The sequence below is a fragment of the Curtobacterium sp. NPDC090217 genome (assembly GCF_044746705.1).
Lineage (GTDB): Bacteria > Actinomycetota > Actinomycetes > Actinomycetales > Microbacteriaceae > Curtobacterium.
Window position 1 is genome coordinate 647,451 of record NZ_JBIVCR010000002.1, and the last position, 18,434, is coordinate 665,884.

Annotated in this window: 14 protein-coding genes and 1 tRNA gene; 3 read left to right on the forward strand and 12 right to left on the reverse strand. The window is 69.7% G+C overall.

Features of this window, described 5'->3' with window-relative positions:
- Positions 1–15 precede the first annotated feature (15 nt).
- Positions 16–930 carry an SDR family NAD(P)-dependent oxidoreductase gene (locus ACIPJ2_RS10785; protein ID WP_402728810.1) on the reverse strand — a complete coding sequence of 305 codons (915 nt, stop codon included), beginning with the start codon at positions 928–930 and terminating at the stop codon, positions 16–18.
- Positions 920–2,998 (reverse strand): excinuclease ABC subunit UvrB, encoded by a 2,079-nt coding sequence (gene uvrB / locus ACIPJ2_RS10790; protein ID WP_281267583.1) that lies wholly within the window; start codon positions 2,996–2,998, stop codon positions 920–922. The genes ACIPJ2_RS10785 and uvrB overlap by 11 nt, the downstream gene beginning before the upstream one ends.
- A 215-nt stretch (positions 2,999–3,213) precedes the next feature.
- On the opposite strand from uvrB, the gene ACIPJ2_RS10795 reads away from it, so the two are divergent.
- Positions 3,214–4,542: an MFS transporter gene (locus ACIPJ2_RS10795; protein ID WP_281264660.1), complete on the forward strand. Its 1,329-nt coding sequence runs from the start codon at positions 3,214–3,216 to the stop codon at positions 4,540–4,542.
- 297 nt (positions 4,543–4,839) lie between these two features.
- Here ACIPJ2_RS10795 and ACIPJ2_RS10800 read toward each other — a convergent pair whose 3' ends face one another.
- The 7 genes from ACIPJ2_RS10800 to polA form a co-directional block, all read right to left on the reverse strand.
- On the reverse strand, positions 4,840–6,072 hold the full coding sequence (locus ACIPJ2_RS10800) for an acyltransferase (RefSeq protein WP_402728811.1): 1,233 nt from the start codon (positions 6,070–6,072) through the stop codon (positions 4,840–4,842).
- Complete coding sequence (locus ACIPJ2_RS10805; protein WP_402728812.1) at positions 6,069–7,580, reverse strand: class I adenylate-forming enzyme family protein; 1,512 nt, start codon at positions 7,578–7,580, stop codon at positions 6,069–6,071. Before ACIPJ2_RS10805 ends, ACIPJ2_RS10800 begins: the two co-directional genes overlap by 4 nt.
- A 22-nt stretch (positions 7,581–7,602) precedes the next feature.
- Positions 7,603–8,715, reverse strand: coding sequence for a BPSS1187 family protein (locus ACIPJ2_RS10810; RefSeq protein ID WP_402728813.1), 1,113 nt, complete (start codon positions 8,713–8,715; stop codon positions 7,603–7,605).
- Complete coding sequence (gene coaE / locus ACIPJ2_RS10815) at positions 8,712–9,314, reverse strand: dephospho-CoA kinase (RefSeq protein WP_402728814.1); 603 nt, start codon at positions 9,312–9,314, stop codon at positions 8,712–8,714. The genes ACIPJ2_RS10810 and coaE overlap by 4 nt, the downstream gene beginning before the upstream one ends.
- A gap of 108 nt (positions 9,315–9,422) precedes the next feature.
- Complete coding sequence (gene rpsA / locus ACIPJ2_RS10820; protein ID WP_402728815.1) at positions 9,423–10,880, reverse strand: 30S ribosomal protein S1; 1,458 nt, start codon at positions 10,878–10,880, stop codon at positions 9,423–9,425.
- Positions 10,881–11,066: 186 nt separating this feature from the next.
- On the reverse strand, positions 11,067–12,746 hold the full coding sequence (locus tag ACIPJ2_RS10825) for a DUF885 domain-containing protein (protein WP_402728816.1): 1,680 nt from the start codon (positions 12,744–12,746) through the stop codon (positions 11,067–11,069).
- Positions 12,747–13,485: 739 nt separating this feature from the next.
- A complete protein-coding gene (polA, locus tag ACIPJ2_RS10830) occupies positions 13,486–16,131 on the reverse strand; it encodes a DNA polymerase I (protein ID WP_402728817.1) in 2,646 nt (881 codons plus the stop codon).
- A 127-nt stretch (positions 16,132–16,258) separates the two neighbouring features.
- On the opposite strand from polA, the gene ACIPJ2_RS10835 reads away from it, so the two are divergent.
- Together ACIPJ2_RS10835 and ACIPJ2_RS10840 are read left to right on the forward strand one after the other, a co-directional pair.
- Positions 16,259–16,627 carry a PaaI family thioesterase gene (locus ACIPJ2_RS10835; RefSeq protein ID WP_402728986.1) on the forward strand — a complete coding sequence of 123 codons (369 nt, stop codon included), beginning with the start codon at positions 16,259–16,261 and terminating at the stop codon, positions 16,625–16,627.
- A 28-nt stretch (positions 16,628–16,655) separates the two neighbouring features.
- A complete protein-coding gene (locus ACIPJ2_RS10840) occupies positions 16,656–17,030 on the forward strand; it encodes a VOC family protein (protein WP_402728818.1) in 375 nt (124 codons plus the stop codon).
- Positions 17,031–17,046: 16 nt separating this feature from the next.
- Here the strand turns inward: ACIPJ2_RS10840 and ACIPJ2_RS10845 are convergent, their stop codons facing one another.
- The 3 genes from ACIPJ2_RS10845 to ACIPJ2_RS10855 all read right to left on the reverse strand — a co-directional run bounded on the left by ACIPJ2_RS10845 (position 17,047) and on the right by ACIPJ2_RS10855 (position 18,427).
- Positions 17,047–17,517 carry a GNAT family N-acetyltransferase gene (locus ACIPJ2_RS10845; protein ID WP_402728819.1) on the reverse strand — a complete coding sequence of 157 codons (471 nt, stop codon included), beginning with the start codon at positions 17,515–17,517 and terminating at the stop codon, positions 17,047–17,049.
- A 105-nt stretch (positions 17,518–17,622) separates the two neighbouring features.
- Positions 17,623–18,228, reverse strand: coding sequence for an ANTAR domain-containing response regulator (locus ACIPJ2_RS10850; protein ID WP_144758275.1), 606 nt, complete (start codon positions 18,226–18,228; stop codon positions 17,623–17,625).
- Positions 18,229–18,345: 117 nt separating this feature from the next.
- Positions 18,346–18,427 (reverse strand) — tRNA-Leu (locus ACIPJ2_RS10855).
- Between the last annotated feature and the right edge of the window lie 7 nt (positions 18,428–18,434).

Genomic DNA, 18,434 nt, shown 5'->3' on the forward strand with positions numbered 1-18,434 from the left:
GGTCCGGGAACGGCATCAGACGAGTGCGTCGAGAGCGAACGCGACCCCCGAAGCACGCTCGCTCGCCCGCCAGAGCCGTGCCGCTTCGCCACGGTCGTGCGCACGTGGCTCGGCCGGGACGACCGCCGCCGGACCGCGGAGCTGCATGAAGCCGCCTGGCCCCCAGTACTGCCCGGACCGGACGTCGTCGCCCACCGCGGCGTGGACGAGCGGGTGTGCCCCGGCGTCCTTGCCCTGGGCGTACAGCCGCTGCCCCGGTCGGGTCCACGCCGGCTCGGTCCGCGCGGGCTGGATCGCGGGACGCGACGGCGCGAGCGAGTCCAACGAGAGGCCTGGGTGCGCGACCACGCTCGACACCGGGGAGCCGGCGTCCGCGAGTCGCTCGGCGAGTTCGAAGCCGAAGAGCATCACGGCGAGCTTGCTGCGGGCGTACTGCCGGTAGCCGGAGTAGTGCCCGACCCGGAACGGATCCGACGGGTCGAGCGATGCCCAGCGGTGCGCGATCGATCCGAGGTGGACCACGCGTCCCGCGGTCTCCTCGAGCAGTGGGAGCACGAGCGCGGTGAACGCGAAGTGGCCGAGGTGGTTCGTCCCCACCTGCAGCTCCGTCCCCTGCGCGGTGAACCGCTCCGTCCTCGATCCCACGACGCCGGCGTTGTTGACCACGGCGTCGATCGGGCCGAGTTCGCCGAGCGCTGCCGCCGCTGTCCGGACGACGTCGAGGTCGGCGAGGTCCACGTGCAGGTGCTCGAGCGCCGCGTCGGGAACGTGTCGGCGGATGCTGTCGGCGGCCGCCGTCGCACGCTCGGGGCTGCGGGTGGCGAGCACCACCCGGTGCCCGGCCGCGGCGAGCTGCTCGGCCGCGAAGTACCCCAACCCGGCACTGGCGCCGGTGACGACGACGGTCTTCCGCGGCTGCTCAGCGGACATGCCCGGCCGACTCCATCTGGCGCAATGCCTTCTTGAGGTCCTGGACCTCGTCACGCAGACGTGCCGCGAGCTCGAACTTCAGCTCGGTGGCCGCCTGGAGCATCTGGTCGTTGAGGTCCGCGATGGTCGCCTCGAGCTGCGTCGCGCCCTCTCCGGCGATGCCCCCGCGCTTGAGCGACGGCGTGGGTGCCCGACCGCGGTCCCGCGCCCCACCACCCCGACGTTCGAGGAGTTCCTGCGTGTCGTCGTTCTCGCGGGCGAGCTGCTCGGTGATGTCGCCGATCTTCTTGCGGAGCGGCTGCGGGTCGATGCCGTGTTCCAGGTTGTACGCGACCTGCTTCTCGCGACGGCGGTCGGTCTCCTCGATGGCCTGCTTCATCGAGTCGGTCATCTTGTCCGCGTACATCAGGACCTGGCCGGACACGTTGCGCGCGGCACGACCGATCGTCTGGATGAGCGAGGTCGACGAGCGGAGGAAGCCTTCCTTGTCGGCGTCGAGGATCGCCACGAGCGAGACCTCCGGCAGGTCGAGGCCCTCACGCAGCAGGTTGATGCCGACCAGGACGTCGTACACACCCTGTCGCAGCTCGGTCAGGAGCTCCACGCGCTTGAGCGTGTCGACGTCGGAGTGCAGGTAACGGACCCGGACCCCGGCGTTCCCGAGGAAGTCCGTGAGTTCCTCGGCCATGCGCTTGGTGAGGGTCGTGACGAGCACGCGCTCGTTCTTCTCGACGCGCTGCTGGATCTCCTCGAGCAGGTCGTCGATCTGCCCGTCGGAGGGCTTGATGACGATCTCGGGGTCCACGAGGCCCGTCGGTCGGATGATCTGCTCGACGACGCTGTCGGTGACGCCGAGCTCGTACCGACCTGGCGTGGCCGACAGGTAGACCTTCTGACCGGCGCGCTCGAGGAACTCCTCCCACGTCAGCGGCCGGTTGTCGAGGGCACTCGGCAGGCGGAACCCGTGGTCGACGAGGGTCCGCTTGCGCGAGGCGTCGCCTTCGTACATCGCGCCGATCTGCGGCACCGTGACGTGCGACTCGTCGATGACGATGAGGAAGTCGTCCGGGAAGTAGTCGAGCAGGCAGTGCGGCGCTTCCCCGGGCATGCGGGCGTCGACGTGCCGCGAGTAGTTCTCGATGCCGGAGCAGAAGCCGATCTGCTCCATCATCTCGATGTCGAACGTGGTGCGCATCCGGAGGCGCTGCGCTTCGAGGAGCTTGCCCTGCCCTTCGAGCTCGGCGAGCCGCTCGGCGAGTTCTTCCTTGATGGTGCCGATCGCCCGGTGCATGACGTCGGTGTCGGCGACGTAGTGCGACGCCGGGAAGATCGACACGGCGTCGAGGTCTTCGATCACGGAGCCGGTGAGCGGGTGCAGGGAGCTGAGTGCTTCGACCTCGTCGCCGAACATCTCGATGCGGATCGCGTGCTCTTCGTACATCGGGATGATCTCGATGGTGTCACCACGGACGCGGAACGTCCCGCGGGCGAAGTCGACGTCGTTGCGCTGGTACTGCATGGCGACGAACCGGCGGACGAGCTGGTCGCGGGAGATCGTCTGCCCGCGGTGCAGCGCGACCGAGGCGTTCATGTACTGCTCCGGCGTCCCGAGGCCGTAGATGCAGGACACCGTCGAGACGACGACGACGTCCCGCCGGCTGAGGAGCGAGTTCGTCGTGGAGTGCCGGAGGCGCTCGACCTCGGCGTTGACCGAGGAGTCCTTCTCGATGAAGGTGTCCGTCTGCGGCACGTACGCTTCCGGCTGGTAGTAGTCGTAGTACGAGACGAAGTACTCGACGGCGTTGTTCGGCAGCAGTCCGCGGAACTCGGTCGCCAGCTGGGCGGCGAGCGTCTTGTTGTGGGCGAGCACCAGCGTCGGCCGCTGGACCTGCTCGATGAGCCAGGCCGTGGTCGCCGACTTGCCGGTCCCGGTCGCGCCGAGGAGCACCACGTCGGTCTCACCGGCGTTGATCCGACCGGCGAGCTCGGCGATGGCCGCCGGCTGGTCACCGCTCGGCGAGTACTCGCTGATGACCTCGAACGGACGGACCGCGCGGGTGGGTTCGATCGCAACTCCCATGCCGTCAACACTAGGCGCGACCACCGACACCGAAGGGTCCCGCTCGCCCACGGCGTACCCCGTCCGCGCGCGGGCCGTCCATCGGTCCGCGCAACGAACCACAAAGGACGCTGATAGAAATCAGGTCTAGCGTCCCATCCGTTCAGCACGCGCAGCGATCTCCCCGCAACGCCCCGAAGACCCGAAGACCCGAAGAGGCTCCCATGACGACGGCGACTCCCACCGCACCGGCGAAGGGCACACCGTTCCGCGGACGCATCCGTGGGCGCGTGCTCATCCTCCTGTGCTTCATGTACGCGATCTCGTACATCGACCGCACCAACATCTCCACCGCACTCCCCCACATCACCGAGGAGTTCGGCTTCAACGAGGCCACCGCCGGTCTCATCGTCTCCGCCTTCTCGCTCCCCTACGCCCTGTTGCAGGTGTTCGGCGGCACGATCAGCGAGAAGTTCGGGCCCCGCAAGGCGCTGTTCGTCATCACCGTGATCTGGGGCGTCGCGACGCTCTGGACCGGGTTCGCCGTCGGCTTCTGGACCCTCTTCGCCGCACGTGCACTCCTCGGGCTCAGCGAGGCCGCGGCGTTCCCGACAGCGACGCAGGCCATGAGCCGCTGGATCCCGCGCGACCGGAACGGCTTCGCCCAGGGCGTGGTGCACTCGGCTGCCCGACTCGGCAACGCGCTGGCGCCCCTCGTCGTCGCCTACTTCATCGCGATCAGCGGTTGGCGACTCGCGTTCTTCGCCACCGCAGTGCTCTCCTTCGCGTGGGCCGTCGTGTGGTGGTTCTTCTTCCGCGACAAGCCGGAGTCGGCGAAGGGCATCAAGCAGGTCGAGCTCGACGAGCTGCCGCCCGTCGAGACCCGCGCGACGCGTCCCCCGGTGCCGTGGGGCCAGATGGCGAAGCAGATCCTGCCGGTCACCTTCGTCGACTTCGGGTACGGCTGGACGCTCTGGGTGTTCCTCACCTGGCTGCCGACGTTCCTGAGCTCGACCTACGGCCTGGAGATCGGCGACTTCGCCCTCTTCACCACGCTGATCCTGCTCGCCGGTGTCGTCGGGGACACCGTCGGCGGCATGCTCAGCGACCGGATCATCCACCGAGGCGGGAACACCCGCAACGCGCGACGCAGCATCCTCGTCGTCGGGCTCGGCGGGTCGCTCGTGTGCCTGATCCCCCTCGTCATCGGCCAGGGACTCCTCGTCGCCACGATCTCACTGGCGCTGTCGTTCTTCTTCCTCGAGCTCTGCAACGCGAACCTCTGGGCGATCCCGATGGACGTCGCGCCGCAGTGGTCCGGGACCGCGTCCGGGTTCATGAACACCGGGTTCGGGATCGCCGGCGTGGTCTCGCCGATCGTCTTCGGACTGCTCATCGACGCGTCCGGGTGGCAGCTTCCATTCGCCCTGTCCTGCGCGCTCCTCGGCGCCGCCGCCGTCGTCGCCTGGTTCATGAAGCCGCAGCGGCTCACGATGACCGACGGTGTCCTCGAGGTCGGCACCCCGAAGGCGGAGCAGCAGCAGGCGTCCTGATCCCTCACGGAGCCCGCCCGGTCCGCCGGGAGGGCTCCGTCGTGTCCGAACATCGCACCCCGCTGTGTGCTTCGCGCCCCTGCATGACGGGGCGCGAAGCACGCACCGGGGTGCGGTGTGGACGCGGCCCACTGACGGACGGGAGGCTCGTGGCGGCGTCGCCACGAGCCTCCTGTCCGTCGCGTGGTCGGCCCGCCCGCCCGGTCAGACCGCGCATAGGTGGCAGGAACGCGCGTAGGAGGTCGGAAAAACCGACCTCCTACGCGCGAAACGACCTCCTACGCGCGATTCGACCCGCTACGCGGCCGCGGCCGCGGCCTGCCGCTTCGCGGCGCGTGCGACACGCGCCTTCCGGGACGACAGTGACGGACGACCCGTGAGCGGCACGCTGAGGGGTGTCCAGCGGAACACCTCGGTGATCGCGACGGCGAGCACCACCACCAGCAGGTACGTGACGAGCGTCAGCCACGGCTTCGGGACGAGGCCCTCGAGCCAGCTGTCGCCGTACAGGAGCAGCCAGATGACGAGCGGGTGGCTCAGGAAGATGCCGAACGAGCGGTCCGAGGCGTAGTCGACCGCCTTGGCGAGGCGACTGCCGGGCACGCGCTTGTCTGCCCACGCGGCACCGATCGCCAGGAACGCGACGAAGACGATCGTGCTCCAGACGACCTCGATCGGCTGCAGCGGCGTCCCGGCGGCGTACGGGGAGTTGCCCGCGAGCAGGTGGATCGTGAACACGACGACCGTCAGCAGCGCACCGCCGGCGAACGACCACATGATCGCGCGCCGGTACTTCCGGATGAACCCGAGGAACCCGTCCGCGTGGTCGGCGGCGATGGCCCCGGAGATGATGAAGAACACGTACGAGAAGAAGAACTGCTTCTGGTAGCCGTGCATCCACGCGTCCGTCGACGGGAAGTACTTGTAGCAGGCAAAGATGCCGAGCTGCACGACGAACGCGACGACGAGCAGTGTCACGTGGTGCCGCCGGGTCCTGCGGACGACCCACATGATCGCGGGCAGCAGGAGGTACACCTGCATCGTGACGAGGAGGAAGTACAGGTGGTACTTCGCGGTGCCGGTGACGATGCCCTCGGCGTACGTCGTGACGAGCGCAGGGACGTCGCCGCGTTGCCCGGAGTCGAGCAGCCAGGCCGACGCCACGTAGACGAACGACCACGCCAGGTAGGGCACGCCGACGAGCAGGAAGCGCTTCGGCCAGAACACCGACATGGGCTTCGGGCGGATCGTGTAGCTGTACACGAGCACGAACGCCGTCAGGGTGAAGAAGACCAGGCGGGTGAAGTGCAGCAGCGACAGCAGCCCGGCGAGGCCGATGTCGTCCGACGCCATCGTGTGGCTCGTGGTGTGCACACCGAGCACGCACGCGAACGTCAGGATGCGGAGGACGTCGATCTCGTACAGGTGCCGCGGCCGCCCCGCCGCGGTCCTGGTCGGGGTCTGTACGCCGGTCGGGGCGACGCGCGACGCGGCGTCCGCCGTTCCCGTGCCGGTACCCGTCGCGGTCATGAGCGCTCCGCCATGTTCCGCACCCGGGCGCGCTGGATCTTGCCGGTGGGTGCCCGCGGCAGGTCGGGCACCACGACGATCTCGACCGGCCGCCGGAAGCGGGTGAGCTCGGCGGTGGTCCGCTCGGTCAGGTCGGCCACGAGGGCGTCGGCGTCGACGGGCTCGTCCGGCTGCGGGATGACGTAGGCGACCGGCACGCTCCCGAGCACGTCGTGCGGACGTCCGACCACGACGGCCTCGAGCACGCGGGCGTCGCCGAGCAGGACGTCCTCGACCTCTGAGGGGTAGACCTTCTCGCCGCCGCGGTTGATCACGTCGTCCGACCGTCCAGCCAGCGACACCCAGCCGTCCTCCGACACCGACCCGACGTCGCCCGTCGAGAGCCAGCCGTCGGCGTCGAACCGTTCCGCCGCGCGGCCGAACAGGTACGAGTGCACGATGCCGGGTCCGCGGACCCAGAGCGCGCCGACCTCGCCGGCGGGCAGCAGCGTGCCGTCCTCGCCGCGGACCTGCACCTCGGAGCCGACGGGCACGCCGACCGTGCCGAGTCGCGCCGGAGCGTCGAGCGGCGTCGCGGTGATCTGGCTCGCGCCCTCGGTCATCCCCCAGCTCACGACGAGCGGGGTGTCGCCGAGCGCCGTGCGGACCGGGTCGGGCAGCGGTGCCGATGCGCTGCGGACGAACCGCAGGCTCGGCGGGAAGTCGAGGGGGCCGGTCTTCGCGAGCACCGCGAGGATCGCCGGGACCGCGTTCAGCCAGGTGATGCGTCGTTCGGCGAGCAACTCCCAGAACCCGGTGCGACGGAAGCGCCGGTCGAGCACGAGCGTCGCGCCCGCCACCAGCGTCGCGAGCAGCCCGACGACCTCGGCGTTGACGTGGAAGAGCGGCAGGGAGTTGAACCCGCGGTCGTCCGAGTCGAGCTGGTTGTGCTGCGCGACTGCTCGGGCGACGAAGAGCAGCTGCGACTCCGGGAGTTCGACGCCCTTCGGCGTGCCCGTCGAGCCCGAGGTGAACAGGACCACGGAGCCCTCGCCGGGAGCGTCCGGGGCATCACCCGGCAGGTCGCCGTCACGGACGTCCGCCGGGAGGCCCGTGGCCGGGTCGACGCGTGCGGCGGGCGTCCCGGGGATGGTCGAGTCCACCTCGCGGTCCGACACCACGATGGAGGCTCCACCGAGCAGGTCGGCGAGCCGGGCCGGCTCGGTGACCGGCTGTCCGGTGTCCACCGGGACCGCTCGACGACCGGTGGCGACCGCAGCGAGGTGCACCACCGCGAAGGCGAGCGGGTCGCCGACGTCGATCAGGACCGCGCCGGACGACGGGATGCCGATCACGTCGAACGTCGACGCCCAGGCGCTGACCGCGGCATCGAGGGCGCCGTAGCGCAGGACCCGGTCGGACCGGCCGTCCTCGAGGAAGACGCGATCCGTGTCCGTGGAGGCGCGCTCCCGGATCAACGAGCGGAGATCGGCGGGTGCGGGTTCGGGTGATCGACCATCGTGCTGCACCACCCAATGGTAGTTCTCGTTCCTATGACGTCCCGGAGGACGTCGTCGGGGCCGCCTGTGGGACGTCGGTGGCACCGGCATCCGGTCCTTGCTCGACGGGGAGCGGGAACCGCCGGAGCAGCCACTGCCACAGCCCGAGCATTCGCGGCTGTCCGTCGTCCGCGAGCGGTGTGGTGTCCTTGATGATGCGCGAGTGCGACTCGTCCGGCGTCCCCACCTCGATGTCGGTGAGGATGGCGTGCGGATCCCAGCCGTCCGGCGGCGCTGCGGTGTCCGTGCGCCACGGGCCGTCCGGCCCACCCGACGTCGCAGGTGCGTCGAGTCCAAGGACCCGCCACGAACCGCGGATGCGCGGACCGAAGACGTCACGGACGTCGTCGATCGCGTACATCTTCGACGCGGGGGTCCGACCGGGACGGTCCATCCACGCCGCGTGTGCCGGCCCGAGTGACTCCACCGGCGACGAGAACATCAGCGCGCCGAGGACTGGACGGATGTGCGCGATGTAGGCCGCCTCTCCCCCGCCCTGCGAGTGCCCGGCGACGACGACGTCCTGCCAGGCGATGTCCTCGTTCGCGGCGACGAACCGTCCCCAGCCGCCCTTCGGGTCGACGTCGTCGAGGTGCGCGATGGCGTCGCGGAACCGGGAGACGATCGATCCGGCCGGCGACACCTTGCTGAACTCGGACTGCCTGGTGCCGTCGAACCGGTTCCGCTGCACCTGTCCGTAGCACTGCGGATCGGCCTCGCACGTGCCGGACAGGGTCTTGCCGAGGTTCCAGTAGTCGAGCCCGAGCACGTGGTAGCCGTCACCGAGCGCCGTGGTGAGGAAGCGCTGGTACTGGGCGGGCTTCGCCCTGGTGGCGGGGAGGAACAGGAGCAGCGGGCCGTCCGACGCCGTACGAGCCGCGAAGTCGTCACGGTTCGGCTCCAGCCGCTCGCCGTCGATCGCGCCGAGCCGGAAGCGGTGGAACTCGTCCTGCGGACCGTGTGTGTTGCGTGGCTGGGCGTTCGCGGGCCGCCGTCCGTGGTCCTCGACGCGCTGCTCGCCCATCACGTTCGCCGCGACGAGTGCCGCGGCGCCGATCGCCACCAGGACGACCAGCGCGATGACGATCAGCAGACGGTGCCTCATCGGCCGACCCGGGACCACACCTCGTCCGCGGACCGGATGGTGTCGGCCACGGAGCCCGTGGCGTCGACGACGTGGTCCGCGAGTGCGAGGCGCTCCGCGTCGGATGCCTGTGCACCGACGCGCCGTTCGGCCTCGGCACGGGACATCCCACGGTGCGCCACGAGTCGTTCGATGCGGTCGGCCGCCGGGGCGTCGACGACCACGACGGCGTCGAACTGCAGCGGGCGGTCCGCCTTCGCCTCGGCGAGGAGCGGCACGTCGTACACCACGACCGCGTCGGGGTCCGCTGCAGCGGCGGCGTCGAACGCGAGCTGGGCGAGGCGCCACACCTCCGGGTGCGTGATCGCCTCGAGGTCCTTCCGTGCCGCGGGATCAGCGAACACGACGGTGCCGAGCGCCGGGCGGTCGAGCGAGCCGTCGGCAGCGATCACATCGGGACCGAACCGCTCCGCGACACGTGCAAGCCCCCGGCTGCCGGGAGCGACGGCGTCCCGTGCCAGCCGGTCCGCATCGACGACGACCGCGCCGTGCTCGGCCCATCGACGCGACACGGTCGACTTCCCCGCGGCGATGCCGCCCGTCAGTCCGATGATGCGCACGGCAACAGCGTACGGGTCGGACGCTCCCGAAACGCCGGAAACCCGGCACCCTCTCGGGGTGCCGGGTTTCCGGTGCGCTCAGTGCTGCGCACGGCAGCACCGGCTCGATCAGTTGGTCGAGCTGAGCTTCTCGCGGAGCGCCGCGAGCGAAGCGTCGTCGGCCAGGGTGCCCTGACCGGCCTGCTCACTCGTGAACGACGAGGAAGCGCTGGCCGGGAGGTCGAAACCACCCTGCGCCTCTTCGGTGAGCGACTTGGCGACCTGCGCCTTGTGCGCCTCCCAGCGACCCTGAGCGGCGGCGTACTGACGCTCCCACTCTTCGCGCTGGGTGTCGTAGCCCTCGAGCCACTCGTTGGTCTCCGGGTCGAAGCCGTCCGGGTACTTGTAGTCACCCTTGTCGTCGTACTCCGTCGGCATGCCGTAGAGCGCCGGGTCGAACTCGCTGCCCTCGGGGTCGACGCCCTCGTTCGCCTGCTTGAGGCTGAGCGAGATGCGGCGACGGTCGAGGTCGATGTCGATGATCTTCACGAAGACCTCGTCGCCGACCGAGACGACCTGCTCGGCGAGCTCGACGTGCTTGTTCGAGAGCTCCGAGATGTGGACGAGGCCCTCGATGCCGTCCGCGACGCGGACGAAGGCACCGAACGGCACGAGCTTCGTGACCTTGCCCGGTGCGATCTGACCGATCGCGTGGGTGCGGGCGAAGACCTGCCACGGGTCTTCCTGGGTGGCCTTGAGCGAGAGCGACACGCGCTCGCGGTCCAGGTCCACCTCGAGGATCTCGACGGTGACTTCCTGACCGACCTCGACGACCTCGCTGGCGTGCTCGATGTGCTTCCAGCTGAGCTCCGAGACGTGGACGAGACCGTCGACGCCACCGAGGTCGACGAACGCACCGAAGTTGACGATCGACGAGACGACGCCCTTGCGGACCTGGCCCTTGTGGAGGTTGTTGAGGAACGTGGTGCGCGACTCGGACTGCGTCTGCTCGAGCAGGGCGCGGCGCGAGAGGACCACGTTGTTGCGGTTCTTGTCGAGCTCGAGGATCTTCGCCTCGATCTCCTGGCCGAGGTACGGCGTCAGGTCACGGACGCGACGCAGCTCGATGAGCGAAGCCGGGAGGAAGCCACGGAGACCGATGTCCACGATGAGGCCACCCTTGACGACCTCGATGACGGTGCCGGTGACGACCCCGTCGGACTCCTTGATCTTCTCGACGTCGCCCCACGCACGCTCGTACTGCGCACGCTTCTTCGACAGGATGAGGCGGCCTTCCTTGTCCTCCTTCTGGAGAACCAGGGCCTCGACCTCGTCACCGACGTTGACGACCTCGTTGGGGTCGACGTCGTGCTTGATCGAGAGCTCGCGCGAGGGGATGACGCCCTCGGTCTTGTAACCGACATCGAGGAGGACCTCGTCGCGGTCGATCTTCACGACGGTGCCGGAGATGAGATCGCCGTCGTTGAAGAACTTCAGGGTCTTCTCGACCTCGGCCAGGAAGTCATCAGCCGAACCGATGTCGTTGATGGCGACCTGCTTAGGAGCCTTGGTCGTAGTGGTTGTCATGTAGAGATTGCTCCGAACGGACATGAGTCGGGCCAGGGCGACGCGGGAGAATGACTCCCACATGCTGTCGCGGTGGCGGTTGATTGTGGTGACGCGGATTGCGCCGCACAAGTCTAACCGGTGCGCGCGACCCCCCACAAGCGGGTGTGTCGCCCGTGTCGCGGGGAGTCACTCGCACCGGATCGGTCAGTCGAGCAGCGCCGACCGGAGCGTGTCGAGGCCGATGCTGCCGAGCGCCAGCGCGCGGTGGTGGAAGGACTTCAGGTCGAACGCGGCGCCCTCGCGCGCTGCGACCTCGTCGCGGATCGACTCCCAGACGCGCTGTCCGACCTTGTAGGACGGCGCCTGCCCCGGCCACCCGAAGTACCTGGCGACCTCGAACCGGATGAACGCGTCGTCCATGTTCACGTTCTCGCGCATGAAGTCGAGCGCGTACTCCCACGTCCAGCCGCCGCCGTCCGGGTTGGTCTTCTGCAGGTGGACGCCGATGTCGAGGACGACGCGGGCCGCCCGCATGCGCTGCCCGTCGAGCATCCCGAGCCGGTCGCCCTCGTCGTCGAGGAACCCGAGCTGCTCCATCAGCCGCTCCGCGTAGAGCGCCCAGCCCTCGACGTGGCCGGACGATCCGGAGAGCTGGCGGCGCCAGGTGTTCAGCTCGCCGCGGTTGTAGACGCCCTGGCTGATCTGCAGGTGGTGTCCGGGGACGCCCTCGTGGTAGACGGTCGTCTTCTCGCGCCAGGTCTGGAACTCGGTCACACCCTGCGGCACGGACCACCACATCCGGCCGGGGCGTGAGAAGTCGTCCGACGGACCGGAGTAGTAGATCCCGCCCTCCTGCGTCGGGGCGATGCGGCACTCGAGGCGCTTGATCGGGTCGGCGATGTCGAAGTACACGCCGTCCATCGCCCGGATCGAGGCGTCGCTCGTCTCCTGCATCCACCGCTGTAGGGCGTCGGTGCCGTGCAGCATCCTGGCCGGGTCCGCGTCGAGGACCTCGACCGCGCGGGCGACCGACGCGCCGGGTTCGATGCGGTCGGCGATGCGTTCCTGCTCCGACCGCATGCGTGCGAGCTCCTCGAGCCCCCACTCGTACGTCTCGTCGAGGTCGACGACGGCACCCAGGAAGCGCCGGGAGTGGAGTTCGTAGGCATCACGGCCGACGGCGTCCACCGGGGTCGCCAGTGGCATCAGCTCGTGCTCGAGGAAGCGCCCGAACGACCGGAAGGACGCGGCGGCGACCTCGCCACGACGGGCGAGCTCCGCCCGCACGGCGTCGGGGACGGGCGTCCCGTCGTCGAGCGCCGCGCTCTCGGCGAGCTGTCGGAAGAAGCCGTCCTCGGCACCGCTCCGAGCAGCCTGCTCGGCGACGAGCTCGACCTGGCGCCTGGCCGGGGTGACGTCCTCGCGCGTGCCCTCGAGCAGCGTCTCGCGGAACCCCTCCAGCGCGTCCGGCAACGCGCCGACACGGTCGGCGATGTCGTCCCAGTCCGATGCCGTGGCGGTCGGCATGAGGTCGATGATCTCGCGGAGCGACTGCGCCGGGCTGGCGATGACGTTGAGGTCACGCAGGTGGAGCTTCCGGTCGTACGACTCGACGACGAGGTCGAGCTCGGCGCCGAGGTCCGTCTTCGTCACACGGTCGACGGCGTCCACCGGCTCCGCAGCGGCCAGGGAACGAGCGGCCGCCCTCGCCGCGTCCGCCATCGCGGCTGCCCCGGCCGGCGAGGTGTCGCCGTACTCCCCCGTGCGCCCGGGGACGCCGACGTAGGTGGCGACCGTCGGGTCGAGGTCGACGAGGGTGGTCACCCACTCCTCGGCCACACGGTCGACGGCGGAGGGCTGGCGGGCGGGACGGTCTTCGGTCATGCCTCGACCCTACCGACGCGCGCCGGCCTCGTGCTCTCGCCCGCCGCCCGCCTGCGCGACCGGTCACAACACCCCGCGTGCACGCCCCCGACCGGTCAAAGAATGTCGCTCAGAGGGCACCCAAACGACCCTTCGCGACCACCCGGCGAACCTGAGCGGGGTGTTGTGACCAGTCGCGGGCGGGGTGACGGCGGCGTAGGCGCGCGGCGCAGGCGCGCAGCGCAGGCGCGCAGCGCAGGCGCGCAGCGCAGGCGCAGGCGAGCGAGGTACAGGCGTGCGGGTGCGTCGCGGGATGGGAGAAGTGGCACCAGGCGACCGGTCACAACACCCCGCGCGCACGCCCTCGAACGGTCAAAGAACGTTGCTCAGAGAGCGCCCGGACGACGGGCTGCGACCACCCGGCGAACCTGAGCGGGATGTTGTGACCAGTCGCAGGCGGGGTGACGCGGCGGGGTGCAGGCTCGCGGGCCGGTTGACGGCGCGGGGGGGGGGCGAGGGCGGGCGGGGTGAGGGTGGCGTAGGCGCAGGCGCGCGGCGTAGGTGCAGGCGCGCGGCGTAGGCGCGCGAGGTGCAGGCGTGCGGGTGCGGCCTGGGATGGGGGGACGTGGCACCCGGCGACCGGTCGCGACACCCCGCGCGCACACCCCCGACCGGTCGAAGAACGTGGCTCCGACGCCGCCGAACCGACGGGCAGCGACCACCCGGCGAACCCGAGCGTGGTGTCGTGACCAGTCGCGGGTCAGTGCGCGGCGGCCTCCCAGTTGGGGCCGGAGCCGACGGACACGTCGAGCGGGACGGTGAGGTCGGCCGCGCCGCCCATCCGGGTCCGCAGGATCTCCTCGACGCGGTCCTGCTCCCCAGGGGCGACCTCGAGGATGAGTTCGTCGTGCACCTGGAGCAGCAGCCGCGTGCCCATCTCGCCGTCGCGCAGGTCGGCCGCGACGCCGAGCATGGCGATCTTCATGATGTCGGCGGCCGAGCCCTGGATCGGTGCGTTCAGCGCAGCACGCTCGGCGTTCTCGCGGAGGACGCGGTTCGGGCTCTTGAGGTCGGGGAACGGACGACGACGGCCGAAGATCGTCTCGGTGTAGCCGTCCTCACGAGCCTGCTCGACCACGTTGCGGAGGTAGTCCCGCACCGCGCCGAAGCGGGCGAAGTACTCGGTCATCAGGGTGCGCGCTTCGCTCTGCTCGATGCGGAGCTGCTTCGACAGACCGAACGCGCTGAGCCCGTACGCGAGGCCGTACGACATCGCCTTGACCTTCGTGCGCATCTCCGGTGAGACGTCCGCCGGCTCGACACCGAACACCCGGGCGCCGACGAAGCGGTGCAGGTCCTCACCCTCGTTGAAGGCCTGGATCAGCCCGGGGTCACCGGAGAGGTGCGCCATGATGCGCATCTCGATCTGCGAGTAGTCCGCGGTGAGGAGCGTCGTGTACGGCTCGGCGACGGCGAACGCGGAACGGACCCGACGACCGACGGCGGTCTTGACCGGGATGTTCTGCAGGTTCGGGTCGGTCGAGGAGATACGGCCGGTACTGCTGCCGGTCTGCTCGTACCGGGTGTGGATGCGGCCGTCGACGACCGCGGCGTCGAGCGTGTCCACGATCTGCCGGAGCTTCGTGGCGTCACGGTGCTGGAGCAGGAGCCCCAGGAACGGGTGCGGGTGCTGCTCCTGCAGGTCGGCCAGGCTCGCGGCGTCGGTCGAGAAGCCCGTCTTGGTCTTGCGGGTCTTCGGCATCGCGAGCTCGGTGAAGAGCACTTCCTGCAGCTGCTTCGGCGAGCCGAGGTTGACCTCGTGCCCGATCTCGGCGAACGCCTGCTGCGCGAGGTCGGCCGCGCGTTCCCCGAGCTCCTTCGAGAGGTTCGTGAGCACCGGGCGGTCGATGCCGACGCCGGTCGTCTCCATGTCAGCGAGGACCGACACGAGCGGGAGCTCGATGTCGTCGAGGACCCCGAGCGACCCGGCGTCGATGCGAGCCCGGAGCGCCGTCGTCACGCGGAGGACGTACCAGGCGTGCACGCCGACGTTCACGGGGTCGGTCTCCGGGACGAGCTGGTTCGGGTCCGCCGTCGGGAGCTCTTCACCGAGCTCCTGGTACACGAGGTCGGTGAGCGGTTGGCCCTGCTTGCCCGGGTTCGCCAGCCAGCCCATGATGCGGGCGTCGCCGGCGATGCCGTTCACCGCGATGCCGGCGGTGCCGAGCGCCTTCACCGCGGCCTTGGCGTCGTGGAAGTGCTTCGGGGCGTCGGACGCGAACCACGCGGTCAGCTGCTCGTAGTCCTTCGCACCGCTGCCGCCCGGGACCAGGACGGCGTCGTCGTGGGTGGCGATCCCGATGGCGCTGAGGCTGCCGTCGATGACCTCCACCGCGACGCCGTACCCGTTCTCGGCTGCTGCGGCGTTCTTCCGCTCGAGCCAGTAGCCGAGCTCTTCGTCGATCAGGGTCTTCACCGTCGGCGAGGCTGGTCCACCGTCGTCGACACCGCCCTCGACCGCGGGGGCCTCACCGGTCTCGCCGTTCCCGGCGACCTTGAACACGCGGTCGAGCAGCGTGCGGAACTGCAGCTTGGCGAACAGCTCGCGGACGGCGGCTTCGTCGAGGGGTCGGAGCGCGACGTCCCCCGGACCGACCGGCAGCTCGACGTCGGTGACGAGGCGGTTCAGCTTGCGGTTCCGGATCGCCCGGTCCTTCTGCTCGCGCAGGTTGTTGCCCACGACGCCCTTGATCTCGTCCGCGTGCTCGAGCACGCCGTCGAGCGAGCCGTACTGGGTGATCCACTTGACGGCGGTCTTCTCGCCGACCTTGTCGATACCGATCAGGTTGTCGCTGGTCTCGCCCACGAGTGCGGCGATGTCGGGGTACTGGTGCGGCTCGATGCCGTACCGCTCGTAGACCTTGTCGCGGTCGTACCGCGTCAGTTCGGAGACGCCGCGGACGGACGGGTACAGCAGCGTGACGTCGTCGTTCACGAGCTGGATGGAGTCGCGGTCGCCGGAGACCACGTAGACCTGGTAGCCCTGTGCAGCACCCTGCGAGGAGAGGGTCGCGAGGATGTCGTCCGCCTCGTAGTCCTCCTTCGTGACGGTGGTGATGCCCATCGCCTCGAGCGCCTGCTGCAGGAGCGGGATCTGGCCCTTGAACTCAGCAGGGGTCTCGGAACGGGTGCCCTTGTAGTCCTCGTACTCTCGGGTGCGGAACGAGAACCGCGAGATGTCGAACGCGACCGCCAGGTGGGTCGGCTTCTCGCGCTGGAGGAGCATGAGCAGCATCGAGATGAAACCGTGGATGGCGTTCGTGTGCTGCCCGTCGCGGTTCACGAAGCTGTCCACCGGGAGCGCGTAGAAGGCCCGGAAGGCGAGCGAGTGGCCGTCGATGACCATGAGGGTAGGCTTTGCGGAGTCCGACACCCGGACAGCCTACCGACGCCATCCGACACGGGAGTCCCAGCGCGTGACCGACGAAGCGACCACCACCGGCCCCGTCGACGAACGCCTCGCGGACCGCGGGATGGGCGAGCTCGCCGACAAGATGGGCATGGTCATCACGGAGCTCTCCGCGGAGCGCGCCGTCGGCACCATCCCGGTCGAGGGCAACCGGCAGCCGGTCGGGCTCCTGCACGGCGGGGCGTACGTCGTCCTGGCGGAGAGCCTCGGTTCGATGGCCGCGAACGTGCACGCCGGACCCGGTCGGTACGCGGTCGGCATCGAGCTGAACGCCTCGCACTCGCGAAGCGCCACCAGCGGCATCGTCACCGGCACGTGCACCGCGATCCACCTCGGCAACACGCTGACGACCCACGAGATCGTCCTCACCGACGAGCAGGGGCGACGCTGCTCCACGGTACGCATCACGAACATGATCCGTGAGCGGCGCTGACCGACCGCTCCGACGCAGGGAGTCCGCCATGGACTGGAAGATCGAACTCATCATGGTCCCCGTCAGCGACGTCGACCGTGCCCGCGAGTTCTACGAACGCATCGGCTTCACGATCGACCACGACCAGCGCGTCTCGGATGAACTCCGCTTCGTGCAGGCCACCCCTCCCGGGTCCGCGTGCTCGATCGCGTTCGGTCAGGGCATCATGTCCCCCGACGTGCTTCCCGGGTCGCTGAAGTCGATCCAGGTCGTCGTCCCGGATGCCGACGAGGCCCTTGCACACCTGCAGGGCCTCGGGGTGAACGCCGTCGGCGTCGACGAGATGGCCTGGGGGCGGTTCGTGTTCTTCACCGACCCGGACGAGAACGCCTGGACGCTGCAGCAGCTCCCCGCAGGCGGCTGAGCGACGACGGCCGCGGTCAGTCCTCCGGAGGCCGCTGCAGCAGCAGCCGGGCGTCGCCGAAGCCGAGCCGCCGGTAGAGCCGTTCGCCGTCCACGCTCGAGTGGACCGACGTGCGCTCGGATCCGAGCTCGTCGGCGATCTCGAGCAGCCGGGCGACGAGTCGACCCGCGACCCCGAGCCCACGCAGGTCCGGGTGCACGTACACGGTCTGCACGTCGGCCGTGATGCGGCCACCCGGGCGGTCCGGTGCCGGCGGCCGGGCGACGAGCGCCAACCACGCCATCCCGAGCACGACGCCGTCGCGCTCGGCGACGACGCACCGGTGCGACTCCGGGTGGGCGACGGCGAAGTCCGTCATGGCATCGCGGTACGACTCGGGCGTCTGCGCGGCCTGTCGGCCGTCCTCCTCGATGCTCCACCGCCACCGCAGGTCGGCCACCGCCGGCATGTCGGACGGACGGGAGGCACGGATCACGACGTCGTTCACGGCTCCACCTTCGCAGATGGACACCACCGGAGACACGGAACGCCGCCGGAACCGCGAAACGCTGCCGAGAACGGCGGCGTTTCGGGAAGGAGAGGGTGTGAGCGACTACTTCTTCGCGCTGAGCTGCTCGATGATCGCCTTGGCGACGTCGTGCATGGTCAGGCGGCGGTCCATCGATGCTTTCTGGATCCAGCGGAACGCCTCGGGCTCGGTGAGGCCCATCTTCTCGTTGAGCAGGCCCTTGGCGCGGTCGACGAGCTTGCGGGTCTCGAAGCGTTCGACCAGGTCGGCGACCTCGGCTTCGAGGGTGATGATCTGCTGGTGCCGCGAGAGGGCGATCTCGATCGCGGGGAGCAGGTCGTTCGGCGTGAAGGGCTTCACGACGTACGCGAGCGCTCCGGCCTCGGTCGCACGCTCGACGAGCTCCTTCTGGCTGAACGCCGTGAGGAGGACGACCGGGGCGATGTGGTTCTTCGAGAGCTTCTCGGCCGCGGAGATGCCGTCGAGCTGGGGCATCTTGACGTCCATGATGACGAGGTCCGGGCGGAGGTCGGTCGCGAGCTGCACGGCGGTCTCGCCGTCACCCGCTTCGCCGACGACGTCGAACCCGTTGTCGCGGAGGATCTCGACGATGTCGAGACGGATGAGCGACTCGTCCTCGGCGACGACGACACGACGGGGCGCTGTTGCAGTTGCTTCTGAGTCACTCACGTCCGAAAGCCTACTAGACGTCGGGAGCGCTGCTTGCAGCCGCGAACAGCCGTGGAGAGAGTACGAGTGGCGGGACGGTGGGGTCGGAACTGCCCCGCACGCCGTGAGCTGCGCTTGTACGAGTGGCGGGACTTGAACCCGCACGCCGTGAGGCAGAGCATTTTGAGTGCCCCGTGTCTGCCGATTCCACCACACTCGCGAGGTGA